This window comes from Pseudoxanthomonas sp. P4_B2 (assembly GCF_056402315.1).
Window position 1 is genome coordinate 203,024 of sequence record NZ_JBFUHQ010000005.1, and the last position, 18,730, is coordinate 221,753.

15 protein-coding genes and 1 riboswitch are annotated in these 18,730 nt (G+C 62.6%); of the genes, 4 read left to right on the top strand and 11 right to left on the bottom strand.

Features of this window, described 5'->3' with window-relative positions:
* Nucleotides 1–236: 236 nt before the first annotated feature.
* The 3 genes from AC1DTQ_RS13815 to AC1DTQ_RS13825 are packed head-to-tail and all read left to right on the top strand — an operon-like array spanning nucleotide 237 to nucleotide 2,733.
* On the top strand, nucleotides 237–731 hold the full coding sequence (locus AC1DTQ_RS13815; RefSeq protein WP_477850327.1) for a hypothetical protein: 495 nt from the start codon (nucleotides 237–239) through the stop codon (nucleotides 729–731).
* A gap of 3 nt (nucleotides 732–734) precedes the next feature.
* Nucleotides 735–1,412, top strand: a complete 678-nt coding sequence (locus AC1DTQ_RS13820) for a response regulator transcription factor (RefSeq protein WP_093282672.1) — start codon at nucleotides 735–737, stop codon at nucleotides 1,410–1,412.
* A complete protein-coding gene (locus AC1DTQ_RS13825) occupies nucleotides 1,405–2,733 on the top strand; it encodes a sensor histidine kinase (protein ID WP_477850328.1) in 1,329 nt (442 codons plus the stop codon). The genes AC1DTQ_RS13820 and AC1DTQ_RS13825 overlap by 8 nt, the downstream gene beginning before the upstream one ends.
* An 88-nt stretch (nucleotides 2,734–2,821) precedes the next feature.
* Here the strand turns inward: AC1DTQ_RS13825 and AC1DTQ_RS13830 are convergent, their stop codons facing one another.
* The 5 genes from AC1DTQ_RS13830 to ahcY form a co-directional block, all read right to left on the bottom strand.
* Nucleotides 2,822–3,733, bottom strand: a complete 912-nt coding sequence (locus AC1DTQ_RS13830) for a branched-chain amino acid transaminase (protein ID WP_477850329.1) — start codon at nucleotides 3,731–3,733, stop codon at nucleotides 2,822–2,824.
* Between the two features lie 52 nt (nucleotides 3,734–3,785).
* Nucleotides 3,786–4,376, bottom strand: coding sequence for a hypothetical protein (locus AC1DTQ_RS13835; protein ID WP_477850331.1), 591 nt, complete (start codon nucleotides 4,374–4,376; stop codon nucleotides 3,786–3,788).
* A gap of 98 nt (nucleotides 4,377–4,474) precedes the next feature.
* Nucleotides 4,475–5,095, bottom strand: a complete 621-nt coding sequence (locus tag AC1DTQ_RS13840; RefSeq protein WP_477850333.1) for a hypothetical protein — start codon at nucleotides 5,093–5,095, stop codon at nucleotides 4,475–4,477.
* Between the two features lie 170 nt (nucleotides 5,096–5,265).
* A complete protein-coding gene (metF, locus tag AC1DTQ_RS13845) occupies nucleotides 5,266–6,093 on the bottom strand; it encodes a methylenetetrahydrofolate reductase [NAD(P)H] (RefSeq protein ID WP_477850334.1) in 828 nt (275 codons plus the stop codon).
* 97 nt (nucleotides 6,094–6,190) lie between these two features.
* Nucleotides 6,191–7,621 (bottom strand): adenosylhomocysteinase, encoded by a 1,431-nt coding sequence (gene ahcY / locus AC1DTQ_RS13850; RefSeq protein ID WP_477850335.1) that lies wholly within the window; start codon nucleotides 7,619–7,621, stop codon nucleotides 6,191–6,193.
* A gap of 35 nt (nucleotides 7,622–7,656) precedes the next feature.
* Nucleotides 7,657–7,739: riboswitch (S-adenosyl-L-homocysteine riboswitch) on the bottom strand.
* Nucleotides 7,740–8,019: 280 nt separating this feature from the next.
* Between ahcY and ppc the strand changes: the two genes are divergently transcribed.
* Nucleotides 8,020–10,728 (top strand): phosphoenolpyruvate carboxylase, encoded by a 2,709-nt coding sequence (gene ppc / locus AC1DTQ_RS13855; RefSeq protein ID WP_477850336.1) that lies wholly within the window; start codon nucleotides 8,020–8,022, stop codon nucleotides 10,726–10,728.
* Between the two features lie 549 nt (nucleotides 10,729–11,277).
* Here the strand turns inward: ppc and AC1DTQ_RS13860 are convergent.
* From AC1DTQ_RS13860 to metK, 6 genes are all read right to left on the bottom strand, one after another.
* Nucleotides 11,278–13,149, bottom strand: a complete 1,872-nt coding sequence (locus AC1DTQ_RS13860) for an ATP-binding cassette domain-containing protein (RefSeq protein ID WP_477850338.1) — start codon at nucleotides 13,147–13,149, stop codon at nucleotides 11,278–11,280.
* Nucleotides 13,150–13,269: 120 nt separating this feature from the next.
* The gene (locus AC1DTQ_RS13865) at nucleotides 13,270–14,259 is read right to left on the bottom strand and encodes a phosphatidate cytidylyltransferase (protein WP_477850339.1); all 990 of its coding nucleotides are present in this window, start codon (nucleotides 14,257–14,259) and stop codon (nucleotides 13,270–13,272) included.
* Nucleotides 14,256–14,849: a lysophospholipid acyltransferase family protein gene (locus AC1DTQ_RS13870; RefSeq protein WP_477850340.1), complete on the bottom strand. Its 594-nt coding sequence runs from the start codon at nucleotides 14,847–14,849 to the stop codon at nucleotides 14,256–14,258. Before AC1DTQ_RS13870 ends, AC1DTQ_RS13865 begins: the two co-directional genes overlap by 4 nt.
* A gap of 4 nt (nucleotides 14,850–14,853) precedes the next feature.
* The gene (locus tag AC1DTQ_RS13875; protein ID WP_477850341.1) at nucleotides 14,854–15,480 is read right to left on the bottom strand and encodes a CDP-alcohol phosphatidyltransferase family protein; all 627 of its coding nucleotides are present in this window, start codon (nucleotides 15,478–15,480) and stop codon (nucleotides 14,854–14,856) included.
* 296 nt (nucleotides 15,481–15,776) lie between these two features.
* Nucleotides 15,777–17,345 carry an SDR family NAD(P)-dependent oxidoreductase gene (locus AC1DTQ_RS13880; protein ID WP_477850343.1) on the bottom strand — a complete coding sequence of 523 codons (1,569 nt, stop codon included), beginning with the start codon at nucleotides 17,343–17,345 and terminating at the stop codon, nucleotides 15,777–15,779.
* An 84-nt stretch (nucleotides 17,346–17,429) separates the two neighbouring features.
* Nucleotides 17,430–18,641: a methionine adenosyltransferase gene (gene metK, locus AC1DTQ_RS13885; protein WP_477850345.1), complete on the bottom strand. Its 1,212-nt coding sequence runs from the start codon at nucleotides 18,639–18,641 to the stop codon at nucleotides 17,430–17,432.
* Between the last annotated feature and the right edge of the window lie 89 nt (nucleotides 18,642–18,730).

Sequence of the window (18,730 nt, forward strand, 5' to 3'; positions counted from 1 at the left end):
CGCAAGTCTGTGCTCTCAAGCTATCGTCAGTGGCTCTGGAAAACAGGATTACGGTAATCGGGTTATTTTTAAGCCCGGGCCGCGGTTCGTGGCCCGGGCTATTTTTTGTTCCGCCTTGCTCTTGCTCGGGATAATGACCATGTATGCAAGAATCCAAAGTTAAGAGTGCATGGGCTGGGAGCAAATCGGCCGCCGGCCTTTTTTTCTGAATTCGACCCAATCAAACGAGGTATGCAATGTACAAACTGATACTAGGCGGCCTGTTTCTGGTTGCCGCAGCTTCCCCGGCCAGCGCGATGATGGCTTCGGCCACTATGAAGGGCGCCTCGTCGGATGCCCTGAATGTCACCGGGTCGTTCGCCGACCAGCGTCATGCTATCGAGAAGAAACTGACGGACGGCAAGACCTACAGCGAAATCAGCGCGAACGATCGCTCGCTCGTGAAGGACGCTTTGGCCCGTATCTCTACGACCCTAGAATCGGGCGGCGGCATTGAAGCGTTGACCGAAACGCAGAAGACAGCTGTTTTCAATGATCAGGAAGTGATCAACAACATATTGACCAAGGCCGGCGAAGACAGCCGCCTGGTATGCGAGCGGGTGGAAAAGCTGGGCAGCCACCGCAAAACCACGGTGTGCCTGACCGTAGCCGAGCGCCGTCGCGTGAGGGAAAATTCCGAAGACACCCTGCGCAGGGTCCAGAACGCTACCCCATCCTTGAAAGGCAGCTGACCGATGCGCATCCTGGTCATCGAAGACAACAGCGACATCGCGGCCAATCTGGGGGACTACCTGGAAGACCGCGGCCACACGGTGGATTTCGCTGCGGACGGCGTTACCGGCCTGCACCTGGCGGTAGTGCACGACTTCGATGCGATCGTGCTGGATCTCAATCTCCCCGGCATGGACGGTTTGGAAGTCTGCCGCAAGCTTCGCAACGAGGCGCGCAAGCAGACGCCGATACTGATGCTCACCGCGCGCGACACGCTGGATAACAAATTGGCCGGTTTCGATTCCGGCGCCGACGACTATCTGATCAAGCCGTTCGCGTTGCAGGAAGTCGAAGTCCGTCTCAATGCGCTGTCGCGTCGCGGCAAGGGCGTGCAGACCCGCGTGCTGGAAGTGGGCGAGCTGGAGTACAACCTCGACACCCTGGAAGTGCGCCGCCAAGGCAAGCTGCTGCAGCTCAACCCGACCGCACTGAAGATCCTGCAGGCGTTGATGGAAGCCTCGCCCGCAGTGGTTACGCGCCAGGAACTGGAAACGCGCGTGTGGGGAGAAGAGCTGCCCGATTCGGATTCGCTGCGCGTGCATATCCACGGCCTGCGCGCAGTGGTCGACAAACCGTTCGATACGCCGTTTATCCAGACCCGCCACGGTATCGGTTATAGGATCGCGGCGCCGGATGCCTGAATCGGAGGGTCCTCGTAAGCGACGACAGTTGCGTTTTCGGCGAAGACTCCGAACCCGAATCATCCTGTCGTTCTTCCTGCTCGGCACCGGGCTGACGGCGCTCTTCGCCTATCTGACCGATTACACCCGTCAACGGGTGGAGAACCAGCTCGTCGAAGACGTGATGAATCGCAACATCGACGAGTACGCCAGACGCTTCTACGCCAACCCCGCGAAGAACCCTGATCTGCCGGTACAGCAGATCAGGGCGTTCGTATTCACGCCGGACAAATTCGATCGCATCCGCGAAGAGCGCCCGGAATGGGCCAGGCTACCGAACGGAAACCACAATATTTCGGATTTCGACGAAAGCGGCGACCCCCTGATCTATAAATTGGCCGTACGTAAGACGCCAGAGGCATGGTTCTTCCTGGCCTATGACATTTCCGGGACAGCCTCTGGCCAGCGCCAGTTCATGCGTGCCATCTACTTATCCGTACTCCTCTTCAGCGCGTTGTCGCTGGTAGTCGGCTGGTGGGCGGCATCCCGCGTGATGAGCCCGGTATCGGAACTGGCTGCGCGGCTTCGTTCTTACCGAGGTAGCAGCAATCCCAAGCCCCTCGCCACGCACTTCCCGGAGGATGAGGTCGGCGAACTGGCCAAGGCGCTCGACGATTATTCCGCTCGACTCACCGACGTAGTGCAGCGCGACCGCGAATTCAATGCGGACGTCAGCCACGAATTGCGCACGCCGCTGGCTGTGATACGCGGCGCGACGGAATTGTTGCTGGCCCGGCCCGGATTGGATGAGAAAGTGGAGCAGCGGCTGTTCCGTATCCAGCGCGCGGAACAGCAGTGTACCGATTTGATCGGATCATTGCTGTTGCTGTCGCGCAATGAGCGCGGGCAAGGCAATACGCTGGTGGCGCGGGTCGCCGAGCAATTGCTGGATGCGCATCGCGCGCAGCTGGGAAGCAAACCGTTGACGCTGCGCATGGAAGGCGAAAGCGGGTTGACCGTGGATGCGCCCGAGGCTGCGGTTTCGGTGGCGCTGGGTAACCTGATCGGCAATGCGGTGAAGTACACGCTGGAAGGCGACGTGGTCGTGCGCTTGATGGCCGACAGTGTGGAGGTCATCGATTCGGGTCCGGGTCTCAGTCCGGAAGATGCCGCGCGCCTGTTCGAGCGCGGTTATCGCGGCACGCACGCCGGACATTCGCAGGGCGGCGGCATCGGTCTGTCGATCGTCAGCCGGCTATGCGAACTCTATGGCTGGCAGGTGGGCGTGCGGCCCGGCGAAACGCGTGGCGTGACTGCCACGTTGAAATTCACGGCCGACTGAGGCCCGCTGCCGTAGAGCCGAGCTTGCTCGGCTGCTCTTCGCAGGAAGTCAAAAGCAGCCGAGCAAGCTCGGCTCTACAAGCGCTGGCTCAGAGGTAATCCAGCCAGCCGTGTTTGTCTTCCGTACGGCCTTCGAACAGGCCAAAGAACAAATCCTGGATCTTCTTGGTGACCGGGCCGGGTTTGCCGTCGCCGACTGGCTTGCCATCGACCGAGCGCAGCGGCGTGATCTCGGCGGCGGTGCCGCACATCAGCAACTCATCGCATAGGTACAGGTATTCGCGCGGCAGATCGCGCTCGATCACTTCGATGCCATTGTCGCGTGCCAGGCGAATGATCGAATTGCGGGTGATACCCGCGAGCAACGAAGCGCTGGCCGGCGTGGTGTGCAAGGCGCCTTCGAACACCAGGAACAGGTTCTCGCCAGCGCCCTCGCTGAGCAAGCCAGTGGAAGCCAGCGCGATGCCTTCGCCATAGCCGTGGCGGCGCGCCTCGCGCGTGACCAATTGGCCAGACAGATAATTGCCGCCGGCCTTCGCGCCTGCCGGCAGGGTGTTCGGCGCGAACCGCTGCCAGCTGGACACGCAGGCGTCGATGCCTTTCTCCATGCCGTCTTCGCCAAGATAACGCCCGAACTCCATCGCCGCGATGGCCATGTCGATCGGCGTGTCCGCCGCGATGCCTACGCCGCCGTAGCCGCGGAACACGATGGGACGCAGGTAGGCCTTGCTCAGACCGTTGACACGGATGATTTCCTTGCACGCCGCATTGATCTCTTCCAGCGTGTAAGGAATCTCGATGTCGTAGATCTTGGCCGACTGGAACAGACGCTTGTTGTGGTCGTTGAGGCGGAACACCGCCGTGCCTTTCGGCGTCTCATAGGCGCGGATGCCTTCGAACACCGAAGAACCATAGTGGATGGCATGCGCCATCACGTGCGTGGTGGCTTCCGCCCAGGGCTTGATGACGCCGTTGTGCCAGATTTTGTCGGGGAATTTCATACGGGGCTCCTGATTGCAAGGGCATTGTGCCAGCAATCAGACCCGCAACGGCTCAGAGGCTGATCCAGAAACAGTTGTAGCTGCGGCGCAGACCGAACACCGTGCGCGAGGGGGTGCTGCCGTTCTTCAGGGTCTGTTCCAGGCGCAATCCGATCGGGCGCTGCCGCGCCGTCGTCTGCGGGTAGTAGCCATCGCTGTTGTCGTCGATCACGACCCCATTCTGATCGACGATAGGCGGTGGTGCGGGCCGTACCGGCACGATGTCCACCAACGGTCGGTCGACGACCGCCTGCAGCTTGTCGAGGATGCTATTGGCCGCCGCATTGGAAATGTCCGTCCACTGATAGACGCTGGCCAGGCGATTGACGTCTTTGTTCTCGACGGCCGCGGTGATCTGGTAGACCAGGTCGCTCAGCGTCCGCGAACAGCCGGCGCGGTAGAGGCCTCCCGACCTGGTTGAGCTACCGGGCGTTATCTGCGGCAGGCGATCCATGGCACCGATGTCTTCGCAGCGTTTGTCGGAGTAGACCGTTTCGCCGCTCATGGTGGTGCAGCGCTGGACCTCCTGCGCATGGGCCATCCCCGGCACCGCCAACAGGCTGATGGAAAGCAGAGATACAAACAGGAAGAGGAGAGTACGCATCGCCGGTCAGCCTAACCCGCGATCCGCAGCGATGGGAAGCCACAGACGCACGCGGGGCGGTCTGAATGGGATCTTCTGTACAGAATCGAGCGAGATGCTCAAAGCCGCACGAAGTAGCAACCCGAGTACCGCATTACCTCCAGGTCCACGACCTGTTGTCTGGCGCCGTTGCCCAAGGTCAATTGCACGATGCCGCCGTTGGCGCCGGTCGTGCCTGCGTCTGCAAACTGCATGGCGCCGCTGCCGATCTGCGCATAGAACAACCGTACGTCCTGCAATCGCTGCGTCGCCATTTTCTCTAGCCGCAGCATATGTTGCTGGGCCTCCCGATGGGACTTCCCGACCCAGTGGTAGCTCTCGGCCAGACGGTTGACGTTGTGCAATGCCAGCGAACCTTGGATATCCATCGCAAGCTGCCGCTTGTTGCGTGCGCACCCCGAAGTCGGCGAACGCCTGCCGACGTTCGCGAAGACAGGCGCGTCGCCGAAATCGATGTCACGTGAATAGGCGGCTTCTTCGCGCGCTATGCGGGTCAGGAGTTCGCCCGGCAAAGGCAGCGGTCGTGCACCCAGCGTCGCGCAAGATCGATCGGTATAAACAACTTCGCCGTCGGCGCTTTCGCAACGTTGCAGACCGCTGCTGGTGCCGGCAGGCACGGATCCAGGAGACATCAGTGCTGCAATGGCGACAACCGCGGTGGAAATGGAGACGGCGTTCATGACAACGGCGCGTGCATGAAGTTAGCAATATGCTGTTCGCATGCTTGTCTACATCATGTGTTGAAATGCGTCTTGTCTGAACCCTTACGAACCTACACTGGCGGGTGCATTTCTAGAATATTCATTACAAAAAGCGAGTCGCTACTGCGGCTGGCCATTACAGCCGCGAGTTATTGCAGCCGCGCGATCACATTCATTGTTGGCTTGGAGAGATTCAACGTATAGAAGTGCAGTCCTGGCGCGCCGCCTTCCACCAAGCGCTGGCAGAGGCCGGCCACGACGTCGGCGCCGAATTCGCGAATCGCTTCGGCGTCGTCGCCAAAGGCCTGCATGCGCTTGCCGATCCAACGCGGGATCTCGGCTCCGCAGGCTTCGGAGAAGCGCTTTAGCTGGGTGTAGTTGGAGATGGGCATGATGCCGGGGATGATCGGAATCTCCACGCCCAATTTACGCACGGCGTCGACGAAGTGGAAATACGCGTCGGCGTTGTAGAAATACTGGGTGATGGCGCCATCGGCGCCGGCGTCGACCTTGGCCTTGAAATGTTTCAGGTCGGTCAATGCGTCGTCGGACTGCGGATGCGTTTCCGGATAGGCGCCCACTTCGATATGGAAGGCATCGCCATGCTCGGCGCGGATGAACTGGATCAGTTCCGAGGCATAGCGCAGATCGCCTGGATGACCCATGCCGGAGGGAAGGTCGCCGCGCAACGCCACGATGCGCTTGCAGCCCAGAGCGCGGTAGAGGCGCAGCAGCTCGCGGATTTCCTCGCGGCTGCCGCCGACGCAGGAAAGATGAGGCGCTGCGTCGAAGCCGTGGGTCTGGTTGAGGTGACGGACGGTTTCCGACGTGTAGCTCAGAGTGGAGCCGCCAGCACCGAAGGTGCACGACACATATTCCGGCGAGTGCGCTTTCAGCTTCTCCGCGGTGCGGTCCAGCTGCGCGCGCTGCTCATCGGTCTTGGGCGGGTAGAACTCAAAGGAAACGGGTGTGCGCATTGACGTATCCGCGTTCGTATAAACGGATCGTCATTCCCGCCTTCGCGGGAATGACGGCCGAAAAATCGCGGCGAACCGAAGAACGCCGCGCTTTCGATCAGTAGCGGTAATGCTCCGGCTTGTACGGACCGTCCACGTCCACGCCGAGGTACGCGGCCTGTTCGGTGGTCAGCGTGGTCAGCTTCACGCCGATCTTTTCCAGGTGCAGGCGCGCGACTTCCTCGTCCAGCTTCTTGGGCAGGATGTAGACCGTCGGTTCGTACTTGTCCTTGTTCGCCCACAGGTCGATCTGGGCCAGAGTCTGGTTGGAGAACGAGTTGGACATGACGAAGCTCGGATGGCCGGTGGCGCAACCCAGGTTGACCAGGCGGCCTTCTGCCAGCAGGAAGATCGCGCGGCTGTCGGGGAAGGTGTACTTGTCCACCTGCGGCTTGATGTTGAGCTTCACCACGCCCGGGAACTCGTTCAGCGCATCGACCTGGATCTCGTTGTCGAAGTGGCCGATGTTGCAGACGATGGCCTGGTCCTTCATGTGGCTCAGGTGCTCGATGGTCAGCACGTCCTTGTTGCCGGTGGTGGTGACGTAGATGTCGCCGCGACCCAGCGTGCTTTCCACGGTATTGACTTCGAAGCCTTCCATCGACGCCTGCAGGGCGTTGATCGGATCGATCTCGGTGACCACCACGCGCGCGCCGTAGGCACGCAGCGAGTGGGCCGAACCCTTGCCGACGTCGCCGTAACCGCAGACCACGGCGACCTTGCCGGCCAGCATCACATCCATGGCGCGCTTCAGGCCATCGGCCAGCGACTCACGGCAGCCGTAGAGGTTGTCGAACTTCGACTTGGTGACCGAGTCGTTGACGTTGATGGCCGGCACCAGCAGCGACTTGGCTTCGACCATCTGGTACAGGCGGTGCACGCCTGTGGTGGTTTCCTCGGATACGCCCTTCCAGTCCTTGACCACGGTGTGCCAGAAGCCGGGACGTTCTTTGGCCACACGCTTGAGCAGGTTCTTGATCACGCCTTCTTCGTGCGAGGACGCGGGTTCGTCGACCCACTTCGAGCCGTTCTCAAGTTCATAGCCCTTGTGGATCAGCAGAGTGACGTCGCCGCCGTCGTCGACGACCAGCTCCGGACCCTTGCCATCCGGGAAGGTCAGCGCGTCCAGCGTGCAGTCCCAATACTCTTCCAGCGACTCGCCCTTCCAGGCGAACACCGGCGTGCCGGTGACGGCGATCGCAGCGGCGGCGTGGTCCTGGGTCGAGAAGATATTGCACGAGGCCCAGCGCACGTCGGCGCCGATGTCCTTCAGCGTCTCGATCAGCACGGCGGTCTGGATGGTCATGTGCAGCGAGCCGGTCACGCGCACGCCGTTGAGTGGCTTGGCGGTGGCGTACTTCCTGCGGATGGACATCAGGCCCGGCATCTCGTGCTCGGCGATGTCCAGTTCCTTGCGGCCCCAATCGGCCAGCGAAATATCGGCAACCTTGTAGTCGCCGTCGGTCGAGAATTTGCGTACTGCGTTCATGGCATTGCTCCGGTCTATGCGATCTTGGATCGCAGATTATCCGGGCGCCGTTGCAGGAACTGTTCACCGAGCCTGGCCGGACTCCACATTGGTCTCGGTCGCAGCGCCCCTCGGCGAAGGCGCGACATTATATCTCTTATTCGCGATGAAAGGATATACGGGCAAAACGGCTGGGTCCGGCCATGAGCCAAGGTGGCTGGCCTGGTCAGGTTAGCCCGGCGGACACCGGCACCGAACGGCGGGTTCCCATAAGGACATTCGGGTGACCCACAGGAGGTGCACAAGGCCCATTCTGCTGTCCTGGAACAAGCCGCTGTCCCCGATGCCGCATTGCACAAAATGCCCGCGGCTTCGGTTAGGCTTCGGCCTCCCACCTGCTTTGCGAGACGCACTTGCTGATGAACGACCCACGCAGCCTCGAGTTCGCCGCCCCCGATCAGCCGTTGCGCGAAGATGTGCGACGCCTGGGCGCGCTGGTAGGCGACATGCTGGCCGAACAGGTTTCTCCGGAATTCCTGCAGGAAGTGGAGAAGGTCCGCACCACCGCCATCGCTCGGCGCCAGGGCGACGAGCCCCCGGCCTCGCTGGCCGGATTGCTGGCCGGACTGGAACCGCACCATGCCGAATCGCTGATTCGCGCCTTCAGCGCCTATTTCCAGGTGGTCAACATCGCCGAGCGCGTGCATCGCATCCGCCGCCGCCGCGACTACCAGCGCAGCGGTAGCGCGCCGCAACCCGACGGTTTGCACGACGCCCTAATCAAGCTGAAAGCGCAGGGCGTGACTCTGGAGGAACTGGCCGAGTGGCTGCCGCGTATCGACATCGAGCCGGTGTTCACCGCGCATCCGACCGAAGCCGTGCGCCGCGCGCTGCTGGAGAAGGAACAACTGATGGTCGCCAGCCTGGTCAACGACCTGGACGGCCAACGCACGCCCGGCGAGCGCGCCACCGATATCGCACGCTTCCGCATGGCGCTAACTTCATCGTGGCAGACCGCCGATTCCTCGCCGGTGCGCCCGGGCGTGGAAGACGAACGCGAACATGTCGGCTTCTACGTCACCAATGTTCTGTATCGGGTCATGCCGGTGCTGTACGAAACCCTGGAGACTTCGCTCGTCGAGACCTTCGGCAAGGCCATCGACGTACCGCGACTGCTGCGCTTCGGCACCTGGGTGGGCGGCGACATGGACGGCAATCCCAATGTCGACGGGGACACCATCGCCGCGACCCTGCGCGCGCAGCGCCGTTCCGTGCTGCAGCTGTATCTGAAGGAACTGCGTCAGCTGACCACGCTTTTGAGCCAGTCCAAGGACATGGTCGGCGTATCGCCGCAAATCGAAGCGCAGGTAGAGCGTTACCGAGCGCTGCTGCCGCAAGCCGCCGCGCGCTCCAAGCCGCGCCACGCCGACCAGCCTTACCGTCTGCTCAACGACCTGATGCGCGCGCGCCTGCAGGCGACCTTGGACGACGCGCCCGAGAGCTATGCCACGCCACGCGAATTCGCCGACGATGTCGATCTGATCCTGCACAGCCTGGAACAGAACCGCGGCGTGCATGCGGGCTGGTTCGCGGTGCGCCGGCTGGCCTGGCGGGTGCGCAGTTTCGGTTTTCATCTGGCGCGCCTGGACGTGCGCCAGGAATCCAGTGTGCACGCGCGCGCGGTCGCGGCCGCATTGAAAGACGAGCAGTGGGAATCGCGCGATGCAGTGGAAAGAGGAACGTTGCTCGGGCCTTATGCCAGCGGCGAAACCGTTCTGCCTCACAACGACGATGAGATCGGCCTGCGCATGGATGCAGTGTTCGCCGCGCTTGCCGAAGCGCGGCAGCTGCACGGCACCGATGCTTTGGGCGCCTACATCATCAGCATGGCGCACAACCGCGCCGACGTGCTAACCGTGCTTGCGCTGGCCAGGCGCGGCGGGCTCGTTGATGGGCAAGACAATGTGCCGTTGGATATCGCGCCGCTGTTCGAGACCGTGGACGACCTGGAGCATGGCCCGGACACTTTGCGGGATTTGCTGGCCGATCCGGTCTACCGCGCTCATCTGTCAGCGCGCGACAACGTGCAGATGGTGATGCTGGGCTATTCCGACAGCGGCAAGGACGGCGGCATCGCCGCTTCGCGCTGGGGGCTGCAGCGTGGGCAGGTCGAACTGCTGCAGGCGGCTAAAGAGTTAGGCATCAAGCTGACCTTCTTCCACGGTCGTGGCGGTTCCATCAGCCGCGGCGGTGGCAAGACCACGCGCGCCGTGGACGCGTCGCCGCGTGGAAGCGTGGACGGCCGTTTGCGCGTGACCGAACAAGGCGAAGTGATCCATCGCAAGTACGGCATCCGCGCGCTCGCTTTGCGTTCGCTGGAACAAGCGACCGGCGCGGTACTCGTTTCCAGCCTACGCCCGCGTCCGCTGGAGCCGCGGGAAGCGAAGTGGCGGGACGTCATGGATAGTGTGGCCAAGGAAAGCACGTGGGCGTATCGCGGTTTCGTGGGTGCGCCGAAGTTCATGGACTATTTCCGCCAGGCCACGCCGATCGATGTGATCGAACGCATGACGCTGGGGTCGCGGCCGTCTCGGCGCTTAGGCGAAGACGCGGCGCTGACCAATCTGCGGGCGATTCCCTGGGTGTTCGCCTGGAGCCAGTCGCGTGCGGTCATTCCGGGTTGGTACGGGGTGGGTAGCGGTCTGCAGGCGGTGATCAAGGCGGGCGGCGAGGAGACGCTGCGGGAAATGGCGCGCGACTGGCCGTTCTTCAAGACCTTCCTGGACGACATTTCCATGGTGCTGGCCAAGGGCGATCTGAGCATCGCGGCGATGTTCTCGCGCATGGCGGGGCCGTTGCACGAGGAGTTCTTCCCGCTGATCGAACGCGAGCTCGCTCTGACCAAGAAGTGGGTGCTGCGGCTCAACGACAACGAGTGGCTGCTGCAGAACGATCAGCGGCTGGCGTTGTCGATCCGATTGCGCAATCCCTATGTGGATCCGATCAGTGTGTTGCAGGTCGATCTGCTGAAGCGCTGGCGCGATAGTGGGCGCGAGGACGATGCGTTGCTGCGTGTGCTGGTGGCTAGCGTGAACGGTGTGTCGCAGGGCGTGCAGAACACCGGCTAGTTGTTGGTCCGTCATGTCGGCGAAGGCGAGGACCCAGCACCTCTCGCGAACAATGATGATGTCATCCCAGCGTAAGCTGGAAGTGCTTCTCAACAGCCGAATGGCTGGTCATCCATCTTGATCTTGCTCTGCCTTTAGCTCGTCATTCCCGCGAAGGCGGGGACCCAGCGACTTTGCTTTTAGGTTGATCAAAGCAGAGCGTTTCGCGCTATGCGCGAGTCACTTTCTTTGCTTGTGCAAAGAAAGTAACCAAAGAAACACACCCTAACGTCGCGCCCGGCGATGAAGCCGCCGGGTCCGCAAGCGTGCCGGGAATTTCCGTAAGGCGCCTCCTGCGCCTCCGGAAACGGCGCACATCCCTGTGCGCCGCCCCTTCGGGGTTTATCCCGACCCGCTTGCCGCGTCTCACGGGGTTTTAGTGCAGGATCAAAGACAAAAGCGGAAGCGCATCGTGTGTTTCGATGCTCGTAGGAGCGACGTAAGTCGCGAACCTGCGCCGTTTTGGTATCAAACGTTCGCGACTTGCGTCGCTCCTACACCAGCGCGTGCTCAGGCGTCGAGTTCGTTCCAGCGCTGATAGGCGTGTTCTAGCTCGGCTTGCAGCTTCGCCGACGCTTCATTGAAGGCCAGGATCGCTGCGCTATCCTGCTGGTAGAACTTGGGATCGTTCATCGAAGCAGCGCGCGCGGCGATGTCGGCTTCCAGCTGTTCGATCCGGGCGGGCAGCAACTCCAGCTCGCGTGCATCCTTGTAGCTGAGCTTGCGCTTGGGCTCGCTCGCCGCCGCGGTCTGCACTGGACTGGGCGATGCTTTCGCGGGCACCGCGGATTCCGCGTTGAACAACGCATTCGGACGCTGGCGCACCCAGTCGGTGTAGCCGCCCACGTAATCGGCGAGACGGCCCTGGCCTTCCAGCACCAGCGTGCTGGTGACTACGTTGTCGATGAACTCGCGGTCGTGACTCACCAGCAGCAGGGTGCCCTTGTACTCGCCCAGCAGTTCTTCCAATAGTTCCAGCGTTTCCACGTCCAGGTCGTTGGTGGGTTCGTCCATCACCAGCAGGTTAGAGGGTTGCGCGAACAGCTTAGCCAGCAGCAGACGGTTGCGCTCGCCGCCGGACAGGCGGGTGATCGGCGCGCGCGCGCGTTCGGGCGAGAACAGGAAATCCTGCAGGTAGCCGATGATATGTTTGCGGGTGCCGTTGATTTCGATGAAATCGCGACCCTCGGCCACGTTCTCCAACGCGTTGAGGCTATCGTTGAGCTGGCTGCGGTGCTGGTCGAAGTAGGCGACCTGCAGCCCGGTGCCAAGCGTGACTTCGCCGGCTTGCGGCTGCAGCTCGCCAAGCAGGACCTTGAGCAGCGTGGACTTACCGGCGCCGTTGGGCCCGATGATGCCGACCCGGTCGCCGCGCAGGATCGTCGTCGACACGTTATCCAGCAGCACGCGGCCGTCGTAGGCCTGGGTGATGCCTTCGATCTCGATGACTTTCTTGCCGGATTTCTGCGCGGCCGACACGGCCATGTTGACGTTGCCGCCCAACTCGCGCCGCTGCGAGCGCTCGCGACGCAGCGCTTTCAGAGCGGTGACGCGGCCTTCGTTACGGGTGCGGCGGGCCTTGATGCCTTGGCGTATCCATATCTCTTCCTGCGCCAGCAGTTTGTCGAAGCGTGCGTTCTCCTGCGCTTCGGCGTGCAGACGCTCTTCGCGGCGGCGCAGGTAGTTTTCATAGTCGCCCGGCCAGCTGGTCACCTGGCCGCGGTCGATTTCCACGATCCGCGTAGCCAACGCGCGCAGGAAGCTGCGGTCATGGGTGACGAAGACGATGCTGCCTTCGAACTGCTTGAGGAAGCCTTCCAGCCAGGCGATCGCATCGATGTCCAGGTGGTTGGTCGGCTCGTCCAGCAGCAGGATATCGGGCTTGCGCACCAGTGCCTGGGCCAACAGCACGCGGCGCTTCATGCCACCGGAAAGCGCAGAGAAGTCGGCATCCTCCGGCAGTTCCAACTTGGTCAGCACCTGCTGCACACGCAGATCCAGATCCCAACCGTGCTGGGCCTCGATCTTTTCCTGGGCGTCGCCCATCGCTTCCATGTCGCCGTCGTGCAGTGCGTGGTGATAGAGCGCCAGCAGGTGGCCCAGATCGCCCAGGCCTTCGGCGACCACATCGAACACCGTGCCGGCGGTGTCCTGCGGCACTTCCTGGGCCATCCGCGCGACCACCACGCCGTTCTGCAGACGTACTTCGCCGTCGTCCGGGGTCAGTTCGCCGGCCAGCAGCCGCATCAGGGTGGATTTGCCCGCGCCGTTGCGCCCCACGATGCAGACGCGCTCGTTGGGTTCCAGGGTGAGATCGACGTGTTCGAGGAGGAGCGGTCCGCCGATGCTGAAATCGACGCGCTGCAATTGCATGAGAGACATGCGCCATTGTACCCGGCGATGCACGGCGTAGCCCGGGTAGAGCGCAGCGAAACCCGGCAACTTCGCGATTTGCGAGAAAAAGCCCCGGGTTTCGCCTGCGGCTCTACCCGGGCTACGAAGCTACTGGTACAGGTAGCGCACTACGTGGAAGAACACCGGAGCGGCGTACACCACCGAGTCCAGCCTATCCAGGATGCCGCCGTGTCCCTCGATCATCTCGCCCCAGTCCTTCGCCCCCAGGCTGCGCTTGACCGCTGACAGCGCCAGTCCGCCCAGGAAGCCGCAGAGCACGATCAGCAGCGACAGCAAGGCCGATTGCAGCGGGGTGAAGGGAGTAATCCACCACAGCGCCGCACCCACGCCCGCAGCCGACAGACCGCCCCCCACCAGACCTTCCACCGTCTTGGAAGGGCTTACCAGCGGCGCCAGCAGATGCTTGCCGAACAGCTTGCCGAACACATACTGCAGCACGTCGCTCAGCTGCACCACCAGCAGCAAGTAGAACAGCAGCAACAGGTTCTGGCCCTCGTACCCGGGAATGCGCAGCAGCATCAGCGCTGGCGCATGGCTCAGGCAGTACACGGTCAGCATCAGGCCCCATTGGACCTTGGTGTTGCGTTCCAAGAAGTTCTCGGTGTCGCCGGATAGCGCGGAGAGCGCGGGCAGCAACAGGAATCCGAACACCGGGATGCACATCACGAACAGCCCGTACCAATCGATGCCGATCAGCCAGTACTGCAGCGGGATGGCGACATAAAAGCAAAGACACAGCGACCAGTGGTCGCCGCGCCGCGTCGGCGTGAGGGTCAGGAACTCTCGCAGCGCGAAGAACGAAAGCAACGCATACAGCACCAACGTCGCGATCTTGCCTAAGAGGAAACAGACCGCCAGCACGCCGACCATGACCCACCACGCGCGCACGCGTGCATTGAGGTTGTCGACTACCGGTCCCGGCTTGCGTTTGGCCAGTATCCAGCCGATCAGGCTGGCCAGCAGCAGCACGCCGATGACCCCGGCGATCACCCACCAGAATTTCTGCGGGGCGCGAGCAAGGGCGGTATGCAGGAAGTCGTCCAGCGACAGGCTTCCGGACGAGAAATTCGTATTCATGCCAATGCCATCACCGCATCGCGCGCGCGCTGCAGGAAATCCACTTTGTTTTCATCCGGCTCAAGCCGCATCGCCGGGCCGAAACGCACGGTGCAGATCAGCGGCACCGGCAACAGGCTGCCCTTGGGCATGTTACGGCGGGCGTTATCCAGGTAGACCGGAATCAATTCAACGTCGGGAAAGCGCGTGGCCAGATGGAACAGGCCCGACTTGAATGGGAGCAACTGCATTTCGCTGTTGCGGGTACCTTCGGGGAACAGGATCAGGGATTCTCCGGCAATCAACGCGTCGTACAGCGGTTGCAGCGGATCGCCTTCGCACTGGTTGCGGTTGCGTTCGATCAGCACCGCGTTGAAGCCGTTGCGGGCGACGAAGTTGCGGAGGCCGCTACCCCAGTAGTCGCGCGCCGCGACCGGACGTGTGCGTTTGCGCAGGCGCGGGGGCAACGCCGACCACAAGGCCACCGTATCCACGTGGCTGGAATGGTTGGCGAAGTAGATGCGCTGCTTGCGCGTGGGTTTGGAGCCGGCCCAGCGCGGATACGCGCCGAGGAATACCTGCACGAAGAAGACCAGCAGGCGGGAGAACACCGTGTTAGCCCTTCTGATTCAGCTGGCGGGCGATCGCGCGGATGCGGGTGTAACAGGTCAGCGCCGATCCAGCGGCGATGAGGGTCGCTGCCAGCAGCAAGCAATGGCGCGTTCCATTCCAGCGCCATTCCGCTGCACCGACCAGGCAGGCCACGGTCAGTACCGCCATGCGGTGCGGCTTGGCCATGGGCCCGCGGAAATCCTGCGTCAGGCCCGAGCTGCCGCCGAATACGCGGACGTAGGCGGTAAGCGCGGCCAGTAGCGCACCCAGCCAGCCGAGCCACGCGTGCAACGCCGCGTAACCCAGCGCCACAATCAGCAGGGAGTCGGCGATGCGATCGGGAAACTCGTTGTAGAGCGCGCCCGTCGGCGTCTGCTTGCCGCCTTCCACCGCGACCATGCCGTCCAGCAGGTTGCACAGCAGGCGCAGTTGCACGCAAACCGCTGCAAGCAACAGACCCCATGGCGAAATCCCCCAGGTCAGCATCATCGCGCCGACGGTGGCGAAGAAAATGCTGATCATCGAGATCTGGTTCGGAGTGATGGACGAGCGTGCCAGAGACGCGCTAAGCGCGCGCGCCCAGCCACTGGCTCGCGCGGCTATCGGCCTGCGGTTGTCTTCTTTCCCCATCGGGGGATAGTAGCCGATGGGCAGGCGGCTAGCGATTTGCTCCCTCTCCCTTGATGGGAGAGGGTGGCCGAAGGCCGGGAGAGGGTGAACCGGAGCACTTGGCAATGAATTGAAAGATCATGTCGAGTGAAGAAAAGCGAAAAGCACGCATCGCTGCGCTCGCGCTCCCTTCTCCTGCCCTCCGGGCGTCCTCTCAGCCTTGCACACCCTTCGGGCGCCACGAGGGGAGAGGAGAAGAGCAGTTTTTCGCGCTCGATCGGCGGCAGCCGAGCAAGCTCGGCTCTACAACGGTTTGCTTACCAGTCGGTGGGTCGGTAATCCTTCAGGAACTGCCCCCACACATGCTCGCCGGTGTTGATGCCGTGGATGATCGGGTCGACGATGCGGGCCGCGCCGTCGACGATGTCCAGCGGCGGATGGAAGCGCTCCTCCACGGTCTTGCGGGCGGCCAGCTCCACCGGATCTTCGTCGGTCACCCAGCCGGTGTCGACGCTATTCATGTGGATGCCGTCGCCGTGGTAATCGGCGGCCGCGGTGCGCGTCATCATGTTCAGCGCCGCCTTGGCCATATTGGTGTGCGGATGGCGCGTGGTCTTGAAGTTGCGGTAGAACTGGCCTTCGACCGCCGACACGTTGACGATGTGCTTGTCGCGGTTCTCTGTGCGCAGCATCAGCGGCTTGAGACGTGCGTTGATGAGGAAGGGTGCGATGGCGTTGACTAGTTGCACCTCCAGCAGCTCGACCGACGGCACCTCGGCCATTTGCAGACGCCATGAATTGCGGCCGCGCAGATCCACCTGCTGCAGGTCCTGGTCCAGCCGGCCTTCGGGGAACAGGTGTTTCTGGCCCAGCAACTCCTCGGCCAACAGCGGCACCTGCGACAGTTCCGCTGCATGCGTGAGCCCGGCCACTTCGGGCAAACTCTGCTTGATCGCAACCTGCAGCGCCGAAGCCTGCGGCAACAAATCATGGCTGCGCAGCCCTTCGTAGCTGCCCAGCAGCTTGCGCACGTGTTCCGGCGTATCGCGCGGAGCGGCGGTTTCGGCCTCCATCATGTGCGCATAGAACTCAGGCGGCCGGCGCACGGTCTGGCAGGCGTTGTTGATGATGAAGTCCAGGCGCGAGTATTTCGCCGACAGTTCACGACAGAACGCTTCCACACTAGGCGTATGGCGTAGGTCCAGGCCGAACACTTCCAGCCGATGGCCCCACTGTTCGAAATCCGGCTCCTGCGAATACCGCGCCGCGGAGTCGCGCGCGAATCTCGTGGTTACGATCAGATGCGCGCCGGCGCGCAGCAGCTTGAGCCCGGCCTGATAGCCGATCTTCACCCGTCCGCCGGTCAGCAGTGCGACGCGCCCGGTCAGGTCGGCCAGTTCGGTGCGCTTGGCGAAATTGAACTCCGCGCATTCGGGGCACATCTGGTCGTAGAAGTGGTGCACCCGCGTGTACTTTTTCTTGCAGACATAGCAATGCCGCAACTCTTGAGATTCGAGCGGTTCGCGCGCCGTCTCCACGCTGTCCTGTGCGACGAAGCCCGCCGGCGGGAAATAGTTGGGCGTGGTGAACACCGGCGCGCGGCGCAGGGCGCGGATGCCGGTCTGGTCCAGCAGCGCGTCCGCGCGGCGCAGCTTCTCGGCATGGCGCTCGCGTTCCAGCTCCTTGGTCTTCTTCCTGCGCAGCTTCGGCTCGGGGTGGTAGATCGAGGCGATGGCCTTGTGCAGACGTACGCGTTCCGTCTCCGGCCAAGTGTCCAGTACGGTGCGGTCGGCGGCGATCGATTCCAGCAGCTCCAACGTGGATTCGGCGGCGGTTTCGCTGTTCTTTTCGGCAGAGCTATTCACGGCAGGCGATCCAATCGGCATTCACAGTACGAGTTTCGGAAAAACAGAACGGGCCGCTAAGCGGCCCGTCCTTGATGCCTTCTCCCCGCAAGGAGAAGCAGCGGCTTACTTCAGGCCGGCCGCCTTGCGCAGCTCTTCGGCCTTGTCGGTCTTCTCCCACGAGAACGAAGTGGCGGTGTGTTTCTTGCCGGCGCCGTCGGTGTAGGTGAATTCCTTCGGCTTGCGGCCGAAGTGGCCGTAGGCGGCGGTCTGCTGATACATCGGATGGATCAGGTCCAGCATCTGCAGGATGCCGTATGGGCGCAGATCGAAATACTTGCGGATCAATTTTTCGATCTTTTCGTCGGAGATCTTGCCGGTGCCGAAGGTGGTGACCGAGATGGAAGTCGGATGGGCCACGCCGATGGCGTAGCTGACCTGCACTTCGCAACGGTCGGCTAAGCCGGCCGCGACCACGTTCTTGGCGACATAGCGTGCGGCATAGGCGGCGGAACGGTCCACCTTCGACGGGTCCTTGCCGGAGAACGCGCCGCCACCATGACGGGCCCAGCCGCCGTAGGTGTCGACGATGATCTTGCGGCCGGTCAGACCGCAGTCGCCGACGGGGCCGCCGATCACGAACTTGCCGGTCGGGTTGATGTGGAACTGGGTGCCTTTGTGCAGCCACTTGGCGGGCAGCACCGGCTTCAAGATCTCCTCGCGCACGGCTTCCACTAGATCCTTCTGCTTCACGTCCGGATCGTGCTGGGTCGACAGCACCACCGCGTCGATAGCCACGGCCTTGCCGTTCTCGTAGCGCAGAGTGACCTGCGACTTGGCGTCGGGGCGCAGCCACGGCAGCTTGGAGTTCTTCTGCTTGCGGACCTTGGCTTGCTGCTCGACGAGACGGTGCGACAGATGGATCGCCGCCGGCATGTAGCTGTCGGTCTCATTGGTGGCGTAGCCGAACATCAGGCCCTGGTCGCCAGCGCCCTGTTCTTCTGGCTTCTTGCGGTCCACGCCCTGGTTGATGTCGGGCGACTGCTTGCCGATCAGGTTCAGCACGCCGCAGGTGGCGCCGTCGAAGCCGACTTCGGAGCTGTCGTAGCCGATATCCACGATCACCTTGCGGGTCAACGCTTCCAGGTCGATCCAGGCACTGGTGGTGATTTCACCGGCCACGATGGCCACACCGGTCTTGACCATGGTTTCGCAGGCGACGCGCGCGCGCTTGTCCTGGGCCAGGATGGCGTCGAGCACGGCATCGGAAATCTGGTCGGCGACCTTGTCCGGATGGCCTTCGGAGACCGATTCGGAGGTGAAGAGGAAGTTGGACATTCGGCTTATATCCCTTGATCGAGATGAAAAGATGGGTGCGCATGATACACGCACCCGGTCGGGAGTGCATTGTGCCGGTTCAGGAGGGG